The sequence below is a fragment of the Paraburkholderia suaedae genome, from assembly GCF_040812055.1.
GTDB lineage: Bacteria > Pseudomonadota > Gammaproteobacteria > Burkholderiales > Burkholderiaceae > Paraburkholderia.
Map to the genome: position 1 here is coordinate 558,503 of NZ_JBFOAH010000001.1, position 17,121 is coordinate 575,623.

13 protein-coding genes are annotated in these 17,121 nt (G+C 61.2%); 5 read left to right on the forward strand and 8 right to left on the reverse strand.

Annotated elements, in window-relative coordinates; genetic code table 11:
* Window positions 1–36: 36 nt before the first annotated feature.
* The 4 genes from ABQJ48_RS02425 to ABQJ48_RS02440 form a co-directional block, all read right to left on the reverse strand.
* Window positions 37–732, reverse strand: coding sequence for an ABC transporter permease (locus ABQJ48_RS02425; protein ID WP_367835704.1), 696 nt, complete (start codon window positions 730–732; stop codon window positions 37–39).
* 32 nt (window positions 733–764) lie between these two features.
* On the reverse strand, window positions 765–1,481 hold the full coding sequence (locus ABQJ48_RS02430; RefSeq protein WP_367835705.1) for an ABC transporter permease: 717 nt from the start codon (window positions 1,479–1,481) through the stop codon (window positions 765–767).
* Window positions 1,482–1,511: 30 nt separating this feature from the next.
* Window positions 1,512–2,309 (reverse strand): transporter substrate-binding domain-containing protein, encoded by a 798-nt coding sequence (locus tag ABQJ48_RS02435; RefSeq protein WP_367835706.1) that lies wholly within the window; start codon window positions 2,307–2,309, stop codon window positions 1,512–1,514.
* A gap of 92 nt (window positions 2,310–2,401) precedes the next feature.
* The gene (locus ABQJ48_RS02440) at window positions 2,402–3,205 is read right to left on the reverse strand and encodes an ABC transporter ATP-binding protein (protein WP_367835982.1); all 804 of its coding nucleotides are present in this window, start codon (window positions 3,203–3,205) and stop codon (window positions 2,402–2,404) included.
* 327 nt (window positions 3,206–3,532) lie between these two features.
* Between ABQJ48_RS02440 and betI the strand changes: the two genes are divergently transcribed.
* On the forward strand, window positions 3,533–4,189 hold the full coding sequence (gene betI, locus ABQJ48_RS02445; RefSeq protein ID WP_367835707.1) for a transcriptional regulator BetI: 657 nt from the start codon (window positions 3,533–3,535) through the stop codon (window positions 4,187–4,189).
* A 125-nt stretch (window positions 4,190–4,314) separates the two neighbouring features.
* Here the strand turns inward: betI and ABQJ48_RS02450 are convergent, their stop codons facing one another.
* The gene (locus ABQJ48_RS02450) at window positions 4,315–5,931 is read right to left on the reverse strand and encodes a 5-guanidino-2-oxopentanoate decarboxylase (RefSeq protein WP_367835709.1); all 1,617 of its coding nucleotides are present in this window, start codon (window positions 5,929–5,931) and stop codon (window positions 4,315–4,317) included.
* A 102-nt stretch (window positions 5,932–6,033) separates the two neighbouring features.
* Window positions 6,034–6,762: an NAD(P)H-dependent oxidoreductase gene (locus ABQJ48_RS02455; RefSeq protein WP_367835711.1), complete on the reverse strand. Its 729-nt coding sequence runs from the start codon at window positions 6,760–6,762 to the stop codon at window positions 6,034–6,036.
* Between the two features lie 103 nt (window positions 6,763–6,865).
* Between ABQJ48_RS02455 and ABQJ48_RS02460 the strand changes: the two genes are divergently transcribed.
* The 4 genes from ABQJ48_RS02460 to ABQJ48_RS02475 all read left to right on the forward strand — a co-directional run bounded on the left by ABQJ48_RS02460 (window position 6,866) and on the right by ABQJ48_RS02475 (window position 13,157).
* Entirely contained in the window at window positions 6,866–7,768 is a 903-nt protein-coding gene (locus tag ABQJ48_RS02460; RefSeq protein WP_367835713.1) for an enoyl-CoA hydratase/isomerase family protein, read from the forward strand.
* A gap of 3 nt (window positions 7,769–7,771) precedes the next feature.
* Complete coding sequence (locus tag ABQJ48_RS02465; RefSeq protein ID WP_367835714.1) at window positions 7,772–8,929, forward strand: acyl-CoA dehydrogenase family protein; 1,158 nt, start codon at window positions 7,772–7,774, stop codon at window positions 8,927–8,929.
* Between the two features lie 119 nt (window positions 8,930–9,048).
* Window positions 9,049–11,175: an acetate--CoA ligase family protein gene (locus tag ABQJ48_RS02470; RefSeq protein WP_367835716.1), complete on the forward strand. Its 2,127-nt coding sequence runs from the start codon at window positions 9,049–9,051 to the stop codon at window positions 11,173–11,175.
* Window positions 11,176–11,672: 497 nt separating this feature from the next.
* Window positions 11,673–13,157, forward strand: coding sequence for an aldehyde dehydrogenase (locus ABQJ48_RS02475; protein ID WP_367835718.1), 1,485 nt, complete (start codon window positions 11,673–11,675; stop codon window positions 13,155–13,157).
* 140 nt (window positions 13,158–13,297) lie between these two features.
* Here ABQJ48_RS02475 and ABQJ48_RS02480 read toward each other — a convergent pair whose 3' ends face one another.
* Together ABQJ48_RS02480 and ABQJ48_RS02485 are read right to left on the reverse strand one after the other, a co-directional pair.
* Window positions 13,298–14,653: an MFS transporter gene (locus ABQJ48_RS02480; RefSeq protein WP_367835720.1), complete on the reverse strand. Its 1,356-nt coding sequence runs from the start codon at window positions 14,651–14,653 to the stop codon at window positions 13,298–13,300.
* An 80-nt stretch (window positions 14,654–14,733) separates the two neighbouring features.
* Entirely contained in the window at window positions 14,734–17,067 is a 2,334-nt protein-coding gene (locus ABQJ48_RS02485; protein WP_367835983.1) for a cytochrome P450/oxidoreductase, read from the reverse strand.
* Between the last annotated feature and the right edge of the window lie 54 nt (window positions 17,068–17,121).

The window sequence follows — 17,121 nt, forward strand, 5'->3', positions numbered from 1 at the left end:
GCTAGTTCGCGCAAGTTCCATCGCCGCGGTTCAGGTTCAACGTGACGAACGGACAGGCACGCGATGTTCCACATAACCAAACGCCTTTTCAATGGCGAAGGCGAGAGCGACATAAATGATCGCGATCGCGAGCAAGGGCTCATACGTGCGCAGGGTTTGCGCGCGAATATAGTTAGCGGCGCCGAGTACGTCCATAACCGCGACCGTAGACGCCAGCGCGGTCGATTTCAGCAGCATGACCGTTTCACCCGCGAGGGTCGGCAACAGGGCCTGGATTGCGCGCGGCAACCAGACCCGGCGTATCACGAGACGAGGACGCATCCCCATGGCGCGCGCGGCTTCTATTTCGCCTTTCGGCACACCGCGCAGTCCGGCGCGGATCACTTCGCCAACATACGCGCCCACGCTGATCACCAGCGCGAGCGCGACATACCAGAAGCCATCGCGCAAAAACGGCCACAAGAAGCTCTCACGTAACGACGGCCAACCGGTAAAGAGCGAGCCGAGGCCGTAGTAAATGATATAGATCTGCACGAGCAGCGGCGTACCGCGAACCACCTCGGTAAAGCCTTTGCTCAGAATTGCAAGCGGCGCGTTGTGCGAAATCCGCGCGAATGCCACCGCAACGGCAAGCGCGAAACCAAACCCGCCAGAAATCACCAGCAGCTTGAGCGTCGTGACTACACCCAGCAGGAGCAACGACGCATACGACGACAACACACTCAGATCCATGGCAGGCACCCGCTTAGATCGATAAACGGCAATCAGAAATTCGGCATCCAGCGGCCGAAGCGCCGCTCGATCTCACGAAAGAGCAGACCGGACAGTGACGTGATGACGAAATAAACGGCCCCGACCATCAGGTAGTAGTGGAGATATTCGCGCGTCGAGCCCGCCGCCTGCTTGGCGGTGTTGAGCAATTCGTTGTAGCCCACCACACTGATGAGCGCGCTGTCCTTGACGAGAATCAGCCACAGGTTGGCGAATCCCGCGAGCGCGTAAGGCGCCATCGCCGGCAGGATGACCCGCCGGAACACCAGCGCCGGCCGTGCGCCAAACACCTTGCCCGCTTCGATTTGACCGTAGGGAATGGCAACGATCGCCCCACGGATGATTTCCGCCGCGTACGCGCCCTGCACTATGCCCAGCACGATGACCGCCGCCGCGAAGCCATTCACATTCACGGGCCCGATACCCACCGACGTCATGAGCAGATTGACGGCGTCGGTGCCGGCGTAGTAAAGCAGCAGGATGAGCAGCAGTTCGGGGACCGCACGGCAGACTGTGGTGTACCCCTGCGCGATCCGCTCGAGCATGCGCACACCTGAGAGCTTCGCGAATGCCCCCGCCAGCCCAAGCACAAGGCCCACGACGAACGCGCCAATCGAGATTTCGAGCGTCACTATGGCGCCCTGCAGCAGCGCTACGCCCCAACCATCCGGGTCCATCCCGAGGTACGCTACCCAAGCCCATGAGTTCATGCGGTCTCCCGTCTGTGGCGGCGTCGGATATCAGTGTGGCCAGAGATCGATCGGGAAGTACTTTTTCGAGATCTCTGCGTACTTGCCCGAATCGTGCAATTCCGTCAGCGCCTGGTCTATACGCTGTTTGAGCGCGGTGTCGCTCTTGCGCAAACCCGCACCCATCCCGGAGCCGTACACGGCCGGATCCATCTTGACGCTGCCCGGACCTTTCAGTTCGAGCGCGGCGCCGTCCTTCGTCTTGAGGAAAGCGATGACGCCCAACTGATCGAGGTACATCGCGTCGATGCGGCCGGCCACGAGGTCCGCATTGCAATCATCCTGGGAGTTGTACAGGCGCACAGTCGCTGTCTTGCCATAAGTGTTCTTGATGAACTCGGCGTTCGCGGTGGAACCCTGCACGCCGATGATCTTGCCCTTCAGGCCTTCCGGCGTGAGGGTCATCCTCACGTTTTTCGGCGCCACAAAGGCACCGGGCGTTTCATAGTACGGACGCGAGAACGCGATGACCTTCTCACGCTCCGGCGTGATCGACATCGAATTGAATATCACGTCGATCTTGTCGCTTTGCAGCGCGGGGATGATGCCGTCCCACGCCACCTCCTTGATCTCACACGCGGCTTTCATCTGGACGCACAGCGCACGGATCAGATCGGCTTCAAAGCCGCTCCATTGGCGTGTCGGCGACTTCATCAGAAACGGTGGATAGGGTTCCGCGGCCACGCCGAAACGCAACTTGTCCTGCGCGGCGCTGAGAGGCGCCGTGAAAGTGAGCAACGCGAGGGCGGCACTTGCCGTGAAAACGAGATTGCGCAATATTTTTTTCATGATCGATCTTCTTCTCTATCTGGAACAGTCGGCCATCGCAAACGAACGATTCACTAGCGGACTCAAACTCACCAGCTTCGATGCGGTACGCACTAGCGTTGCTTGTGCGCCTTGACGAACTGACGGCATCGCTCGCTCAGCGGTGCGTCGAAAACCTCCGCAGGCGCGCCACTCTCTTCCACGCGGCCTTGATGCAGGAACATGATCTTGCTCGACACGTCGCGTGCGAAGTCCATTTCGTGCGTCACAAGAATCATGGTGCGGCCTTCGCAAGCCAGATCGCGAATCACTTTCAGCACCTCGCCGACACGTTCGGGGTCAAGGGCGGAGGTCGGCTCGTCGAACAGCATGACTTGTGGCCGCATCGCGAGGGCTCGTGCAATCGCGACCCGTTGCTGCTGTCCACCGGAAAGGAACGCCGGGTAGATATCGCGTTTATCGGCAAGGCCCACACGTTCGAGCAGATGTTCGGCGCGCGCGACCGCTTCGGGGCGCGCTTCGCCGAGCACATGAATCGGCATCTCGATGACGTTTTCTAGCACGGTACGATGTGCCCAGAGATTGAAGCTTTGAAAGACCATGCCGAGCCGGGTGCGGATTCGCTCGACTTGCCGCGGATCGCGCGCGATGGGCCGACCTTTTCGATCGATACCCAACTGGATCTGTTCGCCGTCCACGACGATCGTGCCTTGCGAAGGTATTTCCAGCAGGTTGATGCACCGAAGCAAGGTACTCTTACCGGAACCGCTTGCGCCAATCAGAGAAATCACTTCGCCTTCGTGCGCTGTGAGGGAGACGCCATTGAGAACCTCCAGATCGCCGAAACTCTTATGGAGATTCTCGATACGCACTCGCTCCGCCGCCTCTACCCTGCTGCCATTGACTAGGGCTAACATGCTGTCTCCTTGATCCTTCGCTAGCATTTCTCGTAACCGGTGCCGCGATCTCTTGTTGAATGGACGACCAACCTGCATGTGCGTACGATTATATGGGCTGCTGAACAATGGTTCAACAACTTTCACGTTTCGCGCCAGGATTTTCCAGTCTTCCCTGCGCTTGTGAACGGGCATCGAACAATCACGCAATACGCTTGAATACAGAGGCCGAAACGCAACGGCGCCTGTCGAAGCGAAGTACCGAAGCAAACCTCGAAACGGCTCGATTTAACAATCGTTCTGGACTCGCATATAATCGGCCGCATAACGACTCTGAAAGGCCATGGAGTGAAAAAGGTCATCGGCAAGGAAGCCGTCGCGACTCGCGGACGCGGTGTCCGAGAAATGCCTGCTGTGCGTCAGCAATCGATCATCGACGCGACGATGCGCTGCATTGCCCGCTACAGTTATTCCGAAACCACCATCGACCGCATCTGCGCCGAGGCAAAAGTCTCGCGCGGCCTGATCAACCATCATTTCCAGTCGAAAGACGAACTGATGGCGGAAACTTACAAACGGCTCGCCGCGGATCTGCTTGCGCTTTCCAGGGAGGCAGCGGCGAATGCCACAAGCCCCGAAGAGAAACTCGATGCCATCATCAAGGTGAGTTTCGCTGCGCCTGTATTTGCATCCAGGAACGTCAAGGTCTGGCTCGGGTTCTGGAGTGTCGCGCATAGCGACCCGGTGATCCGCAAAGCGCACAAGGAACTGTACAGCGGCTACAAGCAAGCGCTGAAGCGACTGTTCGACCAGATCGGCGCGGAGCGCAGTGCGCCAGTCGACAGCGAGCTCGCGGCATTGACGCTCACAGCGGTCATCGACGGGTTCTGGCTCGAACTTGCACGTGACCCCACCTCCTTCACGGCCGAAGAAGCGCTGCGCGGCTGCCTGCGGGTCGTGGAAAGCTTCCTGCCGCCGGCAAAGACGAGCAGGAAGCGTGCGTGACCAACGCGCAAGTTTGCGCGTACTAGCCGGTTGACCGGCCCGGTAAAGAAAAAACCGCCATCCTCAGGGGGATGCTACTTTCAAGGCCGGGGTAGTCCGACACTCATCACGGACCTACCGGTATGTCAGCAACTAGCGGCTCGGCGGACGCGAGCGGCCGTGATTTCGATCAACGAGGGCGCTGTCTGCTGCGCCGCGCGTGCCAATGCTTCAGTCAGCGGCATGCCTTCGTCGAGTCGCTCGGCGGCCCATCCGTATGCCTGCGCAATCGCGACGAAATCGGGCGTATGCAAATCGACGCCGATGGGTTCGACCTCGCGACTGAGCATCGCGTTTTTTATTTCACCGTACCCACCGTTGTTGAACAACAGTACGATCACGCGCGCCTCATGTTGCACTGCCGTGCCGAGTTCGCCCAAGGTGAACTGAAGACCGCCGTCGCCAGCGAGACATACCACGGGGCGGGTGGGGTCGCCAAGACTCGCGCCGATGGCAGCAGGCAGGCCGTAACCGAGCGAGCCGAACCCCACCGACGCGTTGAACCACGACCGCGGGCGCGGCGCGGCATAGCCGACATTACCGGAGTACACAAAGCGCGTGGAATCGCCGACGATGCTCGCGGTCGGCAGAGCCTGCCTGACACACGCCAGCAGGTCGAGATCACGCCGCGTGACAGCGTCGAGCTCGCGCTCGCCGGCGGCACGGCACGCGGCCGCCCGCGCCGCCCCGTTGCCACGGTGCTCAGGCGCGGACCACACCTGACGTAGCGCGGCCAGTGTTTCCCCGACATCGCCTAGCATGGGCAATGTCGGCGCCGCGTTGCGAAAGAGCTGTTGGGCGTCGATATCGATGCGCAACAGATTCGTCGGCGGCGCAAAACTGCCGTTCGCATAGAGATCATAGTCAGTCGGTCCGAATTCTGTGCCGAGCGCGACAATCAGATCGGACTCACGCATCAAGGCCCGCACTGCCTCGCTCGACGCGGACCACGAGATGCCCAGCGCGTGTTCGGGTGGCAGGATGCCACGTCCGTTGATGGTCATGACGACAGGCGCATCGAGCTCTTGTGCAAACCATCGCACTTCTTCCGCCGCGGCCAACGCGCCTCCGCCCGCCAGAATCAACGGCGCACGCGCCTTGCCGATGAGTTCGAGCGCCGCCTCGATAGCGCGCGGTGCGGCCGGTCCCGTGCTCACGCGCGGCGGTGTTGCGGGAATAGCGGGCAAATCCCGCGCCGAAGCGGTAATCACGTCGAGCGGCAACTCAATATGCACCGGGCGCGGCCGTCCACTCGAAAACACGGCGAACGCGCGCGCCACGACCTGCGGCAACTCCTGGGCGCGCGTCACCGTATGACTGAACTCCGCTACGCCGTTGGTCAGCTGACGTTGATCGGGCAATTCATGCAGGTGGCCATTGCCGGAGCCAAGCTGCCCCAGTGCATTGACGCTGGAGATCACCAGCATCGGAATCGAATCGGCGAAGGCCTGCGCCATCGCCGTGACGATATTGGTTACGCCTGGGCCGGTGATCACAAAGCATATGCCGGGACGACCGGTTGCCCGCGCATAGCCGTCCGCCATGAAACCGAGCCCCTGTTCATGGCGCGCCGTGATATGGCGTATGGAGCTTCCGGAAAGTCCACGGTACAGGTCGATCGTATGTACGCCTGGAATGCCGAAGACGGTGTCCACGCCATAGGCCGCGAGGAGTTCGACGAGATACATGCCCACTGTTTTCATGCGATTTCATCCATCAGTCGGGAAGCCGGTTTGATACCCCGTCGCGGTTTGATACCCGCACCCAAGACTTCCATTTCGTGCTCACAATTGCCGTTGTTCGCTTCAGCCCTGCCCCCTCATCTGCTGCGTTCGCACGCGCGGGTACATCTCCGCATCGAAATCATCGAGCGACGGGAAAGCCAGTGGTTCAAGCTGATCCAGTTTCCTCAAATAGTCGCCGTACCGGCAGAGTATCGCCTCGCGCTCGGCCGGCTTGACGTAAGGCACGTGATAGGCCACGAACGACGGCAGCACCTCGAAGCCGGCATAGCCGAACGTGCCGCGCAGCATATGTCGCATCATCAGGTCCATTGCGCCGTGCACGCCTTCGTCATCGAACATGAAATCGCGGGCGCCGCACGTGTAAGCCAGCATCGCGCGCTTGCCGCGCATGCCGCCGCGGTCATAGAAACGCCGCCCGCCGTAGACCTTGCCCGACACCAGCACGCGGTCCAGCCAACCCTTCATGATCGCTGGCACGGAGCACCAGAAAAGTGGAAAGCTGAAGATGATCAGATCACAAGCGAGCAGCTTCTCGAGTTCCACGCGAATATCCCGTGCAATCGTGTTCGCGGCGACGCTTTCGCGCTGTTCGAGCGCATAGACCAAATAGTCGCTGTTCTTTCGCGTGCCAAAGTCGGCTGCACTCGCCACCGGGTTCCACTTCATCGCGTACAAGTCCGACACGATCACCTCGTGTCCCTGTTCCTGCAGTATTTTCACTGCATGCCGTTGCATCGACGAGGTAAAGGACTGTGGCTCGGGATGAGCGTGAACGATCAATACCTTCATATCGAAATCCTCTCCGAAGTAGCAAAGTTCAAAGGCCGCCGGCCCCTCTTTTGCGGGATCGGCGACGAAGTAGTCACGATGCCGGTGAGCTGCGACAACCGCGTTGATAGCCGTCCCATTTCCATTACAGGTTGAACGTTCATTTAATTGCACGTATATTATACGGAAACGAAGGCCGCAACTAGCGTCTCAACAACGAAGGAGACAGGTGATCATCGTGACAATCGAAGACATTCATGTTGAACAACATAACGGTGTCAGAACTATTCGTCTCCACCGTCCATATAAGCGCAACGCGCTGGCGCGTCCTCATCTGGACGCCTTGCACGGACTGATCGACAGTTATGCAAACGATCCGTCCGTGCGGTGCCTGGTGATTACCGGAACCGGCAAGGCCTTCTGTGCAGGGGCGGATGTCGACGAGTGGGCCGCAGCCGAAGCCCGCGGCGAACTGGCCACCTACGGCTGGACCGATAAGGCACATGCTCTGGTGCAGGTGCTAGCGGCCTTTCCGCGCCCCACGGTGGCGGCGATCAACGGCTCGGCAGTCGGCGCCGGCACGGACATCGGTTTCGCCTGCGATTTCCGCATCGCCAGCAGATCGGCCTCGCTTCGATGCGGGTATACGGGAATGGGTTACGGCCCCGACATGGGGGGGACCTGGTTTTTGCCCCGTATTGCAAGGCCGGATGTGGCGAAACGCTTCATCTTTCTGAACGAGCGCTGGTCGGCGCAGGACGCCTGCGCCGCCGGACTTGTCTCCGAGGTGATCGAAGACAACGCGTTTCAGGAACATGTCGACCGTTTCGCCGACCGGCTCGCAAGCGGCCCGAGTGTCGCCTTCGGTCACACAAAGGAACTGCTGGCTTGCTCCTTATCCGCCACGCTGGCCGAACAACTGGAGCGCGAGATGGCAGCCGGTGTCGCGTGCGGACATAGCGAGGATGGTCAGGAAGCATTGCGCGCATCGGTTGAAGGACGCGCCCCGCAGTTTGCAGGGAGATAATTCATGGATTTTTCGCTCACCCATGAGCAGGACATGCTGGTCTCTTCACTGCGCACTTTCGTCGAGAAGGAATTGCAGCCTCACGAATTCGCTGTGGATCGCGCGGACGAAGTTTCACCGGAACTGGCCGCCTCGATTCGCAAGCAAGCCATCGACCTGGGCTTCTATGCCTTCAATATGCCCGAGAGTGTCGGCGGCGCGGGACTCGACTTTGTGACGCAGGCGCTCATCGAGCGCGAGCTGGGTCGCACGAGCTGGGCGCTACATGTGTTCGTCGGCCGTCCCAGCAAGATCCTGATGGCCTGCAAAGATGACCAGATCGAGCGTTATCTGAAGCCTACGGTGCGTGGCGAACGGGTGGACTGCTTCGCGTTGACCGAACCGGACGCCGGTTCCGACGCGATGGGCATTCGCACCCGCGCGGTGCGCGACGGCGGCGACTACGTCATCAACGGCAGCAAGCATTTCATCAGTCACGCTGAAACTGCGGACTACGTGATTCTTTTCGCGGTCACTGGTGAAGAGGAAGTCCGTGGACGTGAACGCAAACAGGTCACCTGCTTTCTGATCGACAAGGGTACGCCTGGCATGACGCTGCATCGGGGCCCGCATTGTACGAGTCTGCGCGGCTATCATCAGTCGGCGATCTTCTTCTCGGATTGCCGCGTCAGCGCGCAACAAATACTTGGCGAAGAACACCGCGGCTTCGAGCTGGCGAGCGAGTGGCTAACGGCTGGTCGCGTGATGGTCGCGGCAAACAACATCGGCCGTGCACAGCGGGCGTTCGAAATGGCCGCCGGATGGGCGGCCACACGGCAGCAGTTCGGCAAGCGCATCGGCGAATTCCAGGGGACGTCGTTCAAGCTCGCCGACATGGCGACCGAGATTCGCGCCGCCGAACTCGTGACACTCTTCACCGCCGACAAACTCGACAAGGGCACCATGACCGATGGCGATGCCGCGCTCGCCAAACTCCTCGCGACAGAAACACTCGGCCGCGTCACCGATCATGCGGTCCAGATCTACGGTGGGATGGGCTTGATGGACGAACTGCCGATCGAACGCTTCTGGCGCGACGCGCGTATCGAGCGCATCTGGGAAGGCACCTCGGAAATCCAGCGGCATATCCTCTCGAAGGAAATCCTTAGAAGGTACAGCTAGAGCCGTATTGCTTGCGGCCGGCGCGGCCATCGTGCGCATATCGTGCACGATGCCGCGCTGCCAAAAAAAATGCAGGGCACGCACTGCATGCGCGCACTCAAACATTAAAGAGACACTTCATGGGACATACTCCCGCCGCCGCGAGCCGCGCTGTTCTGCGGGCCGCAAATCTGCGCCGGCTTCTCAATCCCGCCAGCATTGCGTTTATCGGTGGCCGCAGCATCGCCGGCGCGGTGCAGCGCTGCCGCGATTTCGGCTTTACCGGCGATATCTACCTCGTCAATCCGACCCACGCCGAGATTGACGGCGTCCGCAGTCACGCGAGCATCGCCGAACTCCCCTGCGCGCCTGACGCGGTATTCGTCGCGGTGCCGGCTGCGCAGACGATCGGCGTCGTGCGCGATCTTGCCGCGCGCGGAGCCGGTGGCGCAGTCGCGTATGCATCGGGGTTTGCGGAGATGGGCGGGGACGGCGCCGCCTTGCAAGCCAGCCTGCTCGAAGCCGCCGGCGAGATGCCCCTGCTCGGTCCGAATTGCTATGGACTGCTAAACGGGCTGAACGGCAGCGCGCTATGGCCCGTCGCTCACGGCGCCGCACGCGTCGACGAGGGCGTGGCGGTGATCACGCAAAGCGGCAATCTCGCGTACAACCTCTCGATGACTAGCCGTACGGTGCCGTTCGCGTATCTCGTGAGTGTCGGCAATCAGGCGATGATCGACGTGGCCCTGCTGATCGACGCGTTCCTCGACAACGCCAAGGTCCGCGCGATCGGCGTCCATCTGGAAGGGCTTGGGAACGTCCATGCGTTTAGCACTGCGGCCGCCCGCGCCCTGGCGAAAGGTGTGCCGATCGTTGCGCTCAAGAGCGGCGTATCGAAGCTCGGCGCGCAACTCGCGCTTAGCCACACGAGCTCCCTCGCGGGCTCCGACGTGTTGTACGACGCGCTCTTCAAACGGCTCGGCATCATCCGCGTCAAGGATCCTGTCAGTCTCGTCGAAACGTTGAAGTTCGTGTCGCTAGGCGGCGTGCCAAAAAACCGCAAACTCGCGGCGCTCGCGACGTCTGGCGGCGATGCGGGTTTCGTCGCAGATCTCGCGGAAACACACGGCATCGAGTTTTCGCCTGTCAGCGCACAAGGCCGGGCGACGCTCCAACAAGTACTGCCCGCTTACGCGCACATCGTCAACCCGCTCGACTTGACGACAACGCCGTGGGGCAATCCGGACGCAATGCGCGCCTGCTGCGACGCCTTGTTGAGCAATAGCCCGGGCGCGGCAGCCATGATTCTCGACTACCCCAAAGAAAGCACCGGCGAGCGCCCTGCATGCGATATCGCCGCCCACGCGTTCGCCGATTCCGCTCGCCGGCATGGTGTCACCGGCGCGATCATTTCGGTATTTCCCGATCTGACGCCACCCGAACATGGCGCGCAAATGGCGGCCGCCGGCGTCGCGCCCTTGCAAGGGCTCTCCGAAGGTATCACGGCGATCGGTGCGGCGATGTGGTACGGCGCCACGCGCTCACGCATTCTGGAAGCGGACAGCCTCTCAGCGCTGCCCGTGCTGCAAGCAGGACAGGTCACGGAATCGAGCCGCCTGTACGATGAATGGGACAGCAAGCGCATGCTCACGCAATACGGATTGACGGTGCCCGCGAGCGAACTGGTGGCGCCCGCCGATGCACCCGCAGCGGCCCGGCGGTTGGGTTTTCCGGTGTGCGTGAAGGTCGTGAGCGAGCAGCTCCCGCACAAGACCGACGCCGGCGCAGTGGCACTCAAACTGGATTCGCCGCAAGCCGTCGCGCAGGCAATCGAGCGCATGACGCAAAGCGTCGCGCAGTACGCGCCAGAGGTGAAGGTTGAGCGCATTCTGGTCGAGCGAATGGCAGGCGAGCCGATTCTGGAACTGATCGTCGGCATCAAGCGTGAGGACGGTTTCGGGTTGGCGCTCGTGCTTGGCAGTGGCGGTGTGCTCGTTGAACTGATCCGCGATACGGCAACCCTGCTGTTGCCCGTTGGCGAGGCAGACGTGCGCGCGGCACTGCTGGGACTGAAACTTGGCCCGCTCCTGACCGGCTATCGCGGTGGCCGCCATGCCGATCTCGATGCGGTCGTGCGCAATATCATGGCGATTGCCAGATTCGCGCAGGCACACTCCAACAGGCTTATGGAACTCGATGTCAATCCGCTGTTGGTGCTCGAACACGACGCAGTGGCGGTGGATGCCTTGATCCGTCTCGACGTTTGATGCAATGCTGTTTGCCCGCTTTAACCCGGGGGTTAAGGCCGGCAAATAAAGCGGCCAACAGTTCAGACGACCTTATGCGTCACGCCCCAAACCGCCCGAATGGAACGGCAGCAGGCATTCGAGATGCCTCCACGCCTGTCGAACAAGTCGCGAACACACCTGGTGATACACGCGTCATGCAATGGAGGCTGAGCACTTGCATTACTGAACGATTTTTCAATACAAACACAGAGCAACTGTGCTTCAGTGTTTGCATGAAGGGTGCTTGAGTTGACGTTGAAAAACCGTTCAATTCGGTCTACTATCGATTTAAAGGCGCGTGAGCGGTCGCCGGCGGCACGACTGATGCCAAGCAGGACGCGCAGCGTCTTTTCACTACAACCGCAGACGCCGCTCGATGTGTTCCGGACTTGACATTGGAGAGAGCCGCGTCCCGCCGACGCAGGACGCGTCATTGCAATCAACCATCGCCGCCTTACCCGCTAAAACAACAGAATATGACACTCGAATCATGGAGTCGCCGCGCCGTCGAGCTCCGCATTGAAGGGCGTGCTTTCATCAACGGCGCACTCAAAGAGGCGCACGATGGCGCGACATTTCCCAGCACCAGCCCGATCGACGGACGCGCGCTCGCAGCGGTCGCGCGATGCAGCGAGGAAGACGTGAACCAGGCGGTCAGCGCCGCGCGGCGCTGCTTCGAAAGCGGCGCTTGGCGAGGCATGGAACCTCGCGCGCGCAAGCGCGTGCTGCTGCGCTGGGCAGAACTCGTACGCCAACATTCGGATGAGATTGCCCTGCTCGAAACGCTCGATACCGGCAAGCCAATCGCCGATACCACGAGTGTGGACATTCCGTCGGCCGCTTATAGCATTGGCTGGTTTGCGGAAGCCATCGACAAGGTCGGCGGAGAGGTCGCGCCCACCAGTGCGAACTTGCTCGGTCTCGTGACACGCGAGCCGGTGGGCGTCGTTGCCGCCGTCGTACCGTGGAATTTTCCTGCACTCATCGCGATATGGAAATGTGCGCCGGCGCTCGCCGTCGGCAATAGCGTCGTACTCAAGCCCTCGGAGAAGTCGCCGCTCAGTGCAATCCGGCTTGCCCAATTGGCCAATGAGGCCGGGCTGCCGCCAGGCGCGCTCAACGTTGTGCCGGGCTTCGCTGATACCGGACAGGCGCTCGCCAGCCATATGGATGTCGACTGCATCGCATTCACCGGATCGACGGCGGTAGGCCGCAAAATCGCGCGGTACGCCGCTGAGTCCAATCTCAAGCGTGCATGGCTCGAACTGGGCGGCAAATCGCCCCAGATCGTACTGCCCGACTGTCCCGACCTCGACCGTGCCGCGCGCACGGTCGCGCATGCGGTGTTCTACAACACCGGGCAGATGTGCACGGCAGGTTCGCGCCTGCTGGTCCATCGCGAGATCAAGGGCGAGTTCGTCGAACGGGTGCTCGCCGCCGCGCACGGCTATGCGCCTGGCAATCCGCTTTCGCCGGACACACGCATGGGCAGCCTGATCGATGCATCGCAAGTCGATCGAGTTCTGGGCTACGTCCAGCGCGGACGCAACGATGCCACGCTGCTCACTGGCGGTCGCCGCGCGTTGCACGGCAGCGGCGGTCAATATATCGAACCGACCGTATTCGACTGTCCGCGTGCCGATATCGCCCTCGTGAACGAGGAGATCTTCGGTCCGGTGTTGTCAGTCGTGACCTTCGACTCGCTGGACGAGGCGGTCGCTCTCGCCAACGATACCGTGTACGGGCTCGCCGCATCGGTCTGGAGCGCCGACCTGACGACCGCACATGAAACGGCGCGCCGTCTGCGCGCCGGTACGGTGTGGGTCAACTGTTACGAGGAAACCGACGATATGAACTTCCCGTTCGGCGGTTTCAAGGAATCGGGTAACGGTCGCGACAACTCGCTGCATGCATTGGAAAAATACACCGAGTTGAAATCGACCATCGTCAAACTACGGTGACGACGCCGCACAGCCGGGCAGCGGTTTCTTCGGGTCGTCACGGGGGATCAACCTGTCTCCCGAAGGTTTGTGTTGCGGAGTCTTCACCCATGCGCAGCGGCCCTGCCCCAAGCCGACACTATGCGCGGCACAGTCGACGCTTACTGGAAAGCGCGCGTGACCCCATGCGCATGCGCGCCACCACGCATGGACAGGTGAATGCAAAGCACGCCGAGCATCGAGATGGCCGCCGGCACAGCTGCGGCAACGAACAGCGATGCGGGAGACCACTGCAGATGTATCAATGCGCCACCCAGCACTGGACCGACCACCGAGCCGATCCGGCCTACCCCAAGACTCCAGCCAATGCCCGTCGACCGTAACGCTGTCGGATAGTAAGTCGCGGCGAGCGCATTGAGCGCAGGCTGTCCGCCGATAACCGAAAAACCGGTGAGAAAAATCGCGACGAATAGCGCGCCGACGGAGACGACCACAAGCGGATTGCCGATCGCAGCGGTCGAAAAGATCGCCAGCAGAAAAGTCGTTGCCAGCACGCGGGTAAAGCCGATGCGATCGATGATGCGTCCAAGCGCAAGCGTGCCGATCACGCCGCCGCCCCACAAGGCTGTTCCCGCGTAGACCGCGATCGACGTCGAGTAGCCGGCTTCGCGAATCACCGTAGGCAACCAGTTCGACAGGAAGTACATCGCGAGCAGGTTCGCAAAGTTGACGACCCATAATAAAAGCGTGACACGTGTTCTGCCGTCCTTGAACAGTTCGACGAACGGCACGCCCTTCGGTTTCTGTTCACTGACCTCGAACACCGCATCCGTGGGCAGGTCGGCAGCGGGCGCGATCTTCGCAAGCCCGCGACGGATACGGGCAACATCGCCTTTGCGGAAAATCAGGAACTGGAGCGACTCGGGCAGTGCCGTCCACATCAGCACGCCGAGTCCAAATGGAATCGCGCCGCCGACGAAAAACACCGCTCGCCAGCCGAAATTCGGAATCAACGCCGCAGTGATCAATCCGCCGACCACGCCACCGATGGTAAAGCCACACGAAACGATCATCATCAGCGTGACCCGGATGCGCCGCGGACTGTATTCACCGGCCAGCGCCATTGCATTCGGCATGATGCAGCCGAGACCGAGTCCGGCCGCAAAGCGCCAGACGACCAGTTCGATGATGGAATGCGAAAAGCCGGTCGCAAACATGCATATCGAGAAAAAGAACGTCGCCGCGATCAACACGGGGCGGCGGCCGATCCGGTCGGCAAGCGTGCTGAACGCAAGCGAGCCGACCAGCATGCCGAACAGCCCTGCGCCGAAGACCGGCGCCAGCGTTTCTTTCGCAATGCCCCACTCGCGGATCACAACCGGCGCGACGTAGCCCATCGCCTGCACGTCGAATCCGTCCATGACAAGGCACACAGCGCAAAGCACGACGACCATTAACTGATAGAGGCCGAACCGGCCGTCATCGACCAGTGCGTTGACATCCACCTTCTTACTCATTACCCGTCTCCTGAAAAGCCAGCCGCTCTCGTCTGCAGTCCGTGCTGCATGGCGGCCTGCCGTTTAAAGGGTGTACAGCGTCAAAGCTCCAGCACGAGCTTCTTACCTTTCGCGCGCGAGCAGCAGGTCATCATCCGCGTATTCGATTGCCGCTCGCCTCTGGTGAGCACGACATCGCGATGATCGACTTCGCCTGCCAGCACGCGCACTTCGCATGAGCCGCACAGACCCTCCTCGCAATCACTCTGTACGTCGACGTTCGCCTTGCGTAGCGCGGCGAGCAGTGTCTGATCGGCCGACACCGTCAGGACGAGCCCCGAATCCTTCAGCTCGACTTCGAACGCTTGCTCCTTGCCCGGATCAAGTGTGCCGATCGTCGATTCGAAATGCTCGACTTTGAGCGAGTCGTCGGGCCATGCTGCGGATGCGCGTTGCAACGCTTCGAGCATGCGCGCCGGGCCGCACGCATACACCTGAGTTCCGTCGACGATCTGTAGTGAGTCGAAGTCGTTCCGCGTACCTTCATCGGACACGTACACCCGCATGCGGTCGCCATGCAATGCCGAAAGTTCGTCGAGCAGCGCCATCGAAACGCGGGTGCGTCCGCTAAAATGCAGTTCATAGTCGAGGCCCACCGCTTTCGCGCGCCGGGCCATGGCGCTGATCGGCGTAATGCCAATGCCACCTGCGATCAGGACGACCTTCATCGCTGTTTCATCGAGCCGGAAGTGGTTACGCGGGCCGCGTATGCGCAGCAAGGCGCCCGCCTTGACGTTGTCGTGAAGCCATTCTGACCCGCCCCGCCCGTGCGGCTCTCTCAGCACAGCGAGCTCGAACACCCCCTTGTCGTCCGGATCACCGCACAGCGAGTATTGCCGCGAGATGCCGGTGTCGCCGCATTCAACGTCGATATGCGAGCCCGGTGTCCAGCGAGGCAGTGGCCGGCCGTCGGGCGACGCGAGCTTGATGCGGACAACATCCGCGCCCACGTAACTCGCTGACGTGACGACGACGGGACGGCTGATCGCATGCGCCGATGGCTCGCCAATCCGCACCGCGGCGCGAGGTCGCAGCACCGAGGGATCGGTGCGTTCGGGATTGAGCGCGGGGTCCCATTCAACGAACAGATGCTCAGGACCACGAAACGACGTATTTGGTACGTACGTGAAGCGCTGTTCGGCAAGGCGCATGTGCGGCAGTCGACGCGTGAATTCTTCGAGGAAGATCTGCATCTCCATGCGCGCGAGATTCTTGCCCATGCACTGATGCGAACCATAGCCGAACGTGAGTTGTTCGCTCGCATTCTCCCGGCGGATATCGAACAGGTCGGCATCGGCGAACTGACGTTCGTCGTGATTCGCGGACGACATCACGATCAGCAGCTTCGATCCCGCCGGAATGTCGATCCCACCGACGGTAACGTCTTGGGTCGCCAGACGCCGCCACGCTGCGACAGAACCGTTATGCCGCAAGCACTCTTCGATTGCATTCGGGATCAGACTCGGGTCGTCGCAGATATCGCGCCACGCCTGTGGATGCTGAAGCAGCAACTTCATCGCATTCGCGGTCGCGTTCGCAGTGGTTTCGTGCGCGGCTACGATGCCCGCCATCATCATCGAATGCAGATACGAATCGGTGACGACCTCGGGCATTTCCTTCTGCTTGCGAATGCCGTATTGCATCCAGCCCGGACCATCGGGATTTTGGCGCATCTTCTCGAGCACCTTGCCCGCAAACTGCCAGAACTTGCCGACCGCATGCGCGACTTCGACCTGCTCTTCGGGCTTGGGCCGTCCCCAGGTATTCACGGTGTGCGCGATTGAGTACTTGCGCAACGTGTCCATGTCTTCTTCCGGCACGCCGAGGAAATGCAGCGCAACGGTCAGCGGCACCTCCCACAGCATCTGATCGACCAGATCGGCCTGCCCGTCGTCAATGAACCGATCGACATATTCGCGCGCGAGACGGCGCACCATCGGCTCGTGGTGCCTGAGCGCCTCGGGCGTGAACGGGTCCATCAGAGCGCGGCGGCGCGGCATGTGCGCCGGCTCGTCCTCGTTCACGAGCGTCCGGTTCATTGCATAGCCGTATGAAGCCAGCACCCCGTTCGCCTCCGGTCCCGTCGGCGTGATTTTTTCGAGTGCGATTGACGGGCTGAATGTGACGTTGTCGCGAAAGATCGCCTTGATGTCCTCGTAGCGCGTCACGACCCAATAGCCCAGCTTCGGACTGTAGAAAACCGGCTCCTGTTCGCGCGCCCAGCGCACGTATTCCGGCGGGTCCTGCTGGTAGCCGTCTTCGAACGGGTCGAATCCTGCCGCGCGGCTGCTGACCGGGCAACCCGTCGGCGTCGCCGAAACGCTGCTGCCGGCGCTCTTCTGAAAGGGACACGTTGGGGCGTGCTCCGCGTTCATGACTTCGCTCATCTCACGTCTCCTGACTGCGTTTTGCGTAACTATAGTACGCTT

Bases quoted from the DNA above. Each gene is read 5' to 3' on its own strand.
- ABQJ48_RS02425 (WP_367835704.1), bottom strand. From the start codon at position 732: ATGGATCTGAGTGTGTTGTCGTCGTATGCGTCGTTGCTCCTGCTGGGT.
- ABQJ48_RS02430 (WP_367835705.1), bottom strand. From the start codon at position 1,481: ATGAACTCATGGGCTTGGGTAGCGTACCTCGGGATGGACCCGGATGGT.
- ABQJ48_RS02435 (WP_367835706.1), bottom strand. From the start codon at position 2,309: ATGAAAAAAATATTGCGCAATCTCGTTTTCACGGCAAGTGCCGCCCTC.
- ABQJ48_RS02440 (WP_367835982.1), bottom strand. From the start codon at position 3,205: ATGTTAGCCCTAGTCAATGGCAGCAGGGTAGAGGCGGCGGAGCGAGTG.
- ABQJ48_RS02450 (WP_367835709.1), bottom strand. From the start codon at position 5,931: ATGAAAACAGTGGGCATGTATCTCGTCGAACTCCTCGCGGCCTATGGC.
- ABQJ48_RS02455 (WP_367835711.1), bottom strand. From the start codon at position 6,762: ATGAAGGTATTGATCGTTCACGCTCATCCCGAGCCACAGTCCTTTACC.
- ABQJ48_RS02465 (WP_367835714.1), top strand. From the start codon at position 7,772: ATGGATTTTTCGCTCACCCATGAGCAGGACATGCTGGTCTCTTCACTG.
- ABQJ48_RS02470 (WP_367835716.1), top strand. From the start codon at position 9,049: ATGGGACATACTCCCGCCGCCGCGAGCCGCGCTGTTCTGCGGGCCGCA.
- ABQJ48_RS02475 (WP_367835718.1), top strand. From the start codon at position 11,673: ATGACACTCGAATCATGGAGTCGCCGCGCCGTCGAGCTCCGCATTGAA.
- ABQJ48_RS02480 (WP_367835720.1), bottom strand. From the start codon at position 14,653: ATGAGTAAGAAGGTGGATGTCAACGCACTGGTCGATGACGGCCGGTTC.
- ABQJ48_RS02485 (WP_367835983.1), bottom strand. From the start codon at position 17,067: ATGAACGCGGAGCACGCCCCAACGTGTCCCTTTCAGAAGAGCGCCGGC.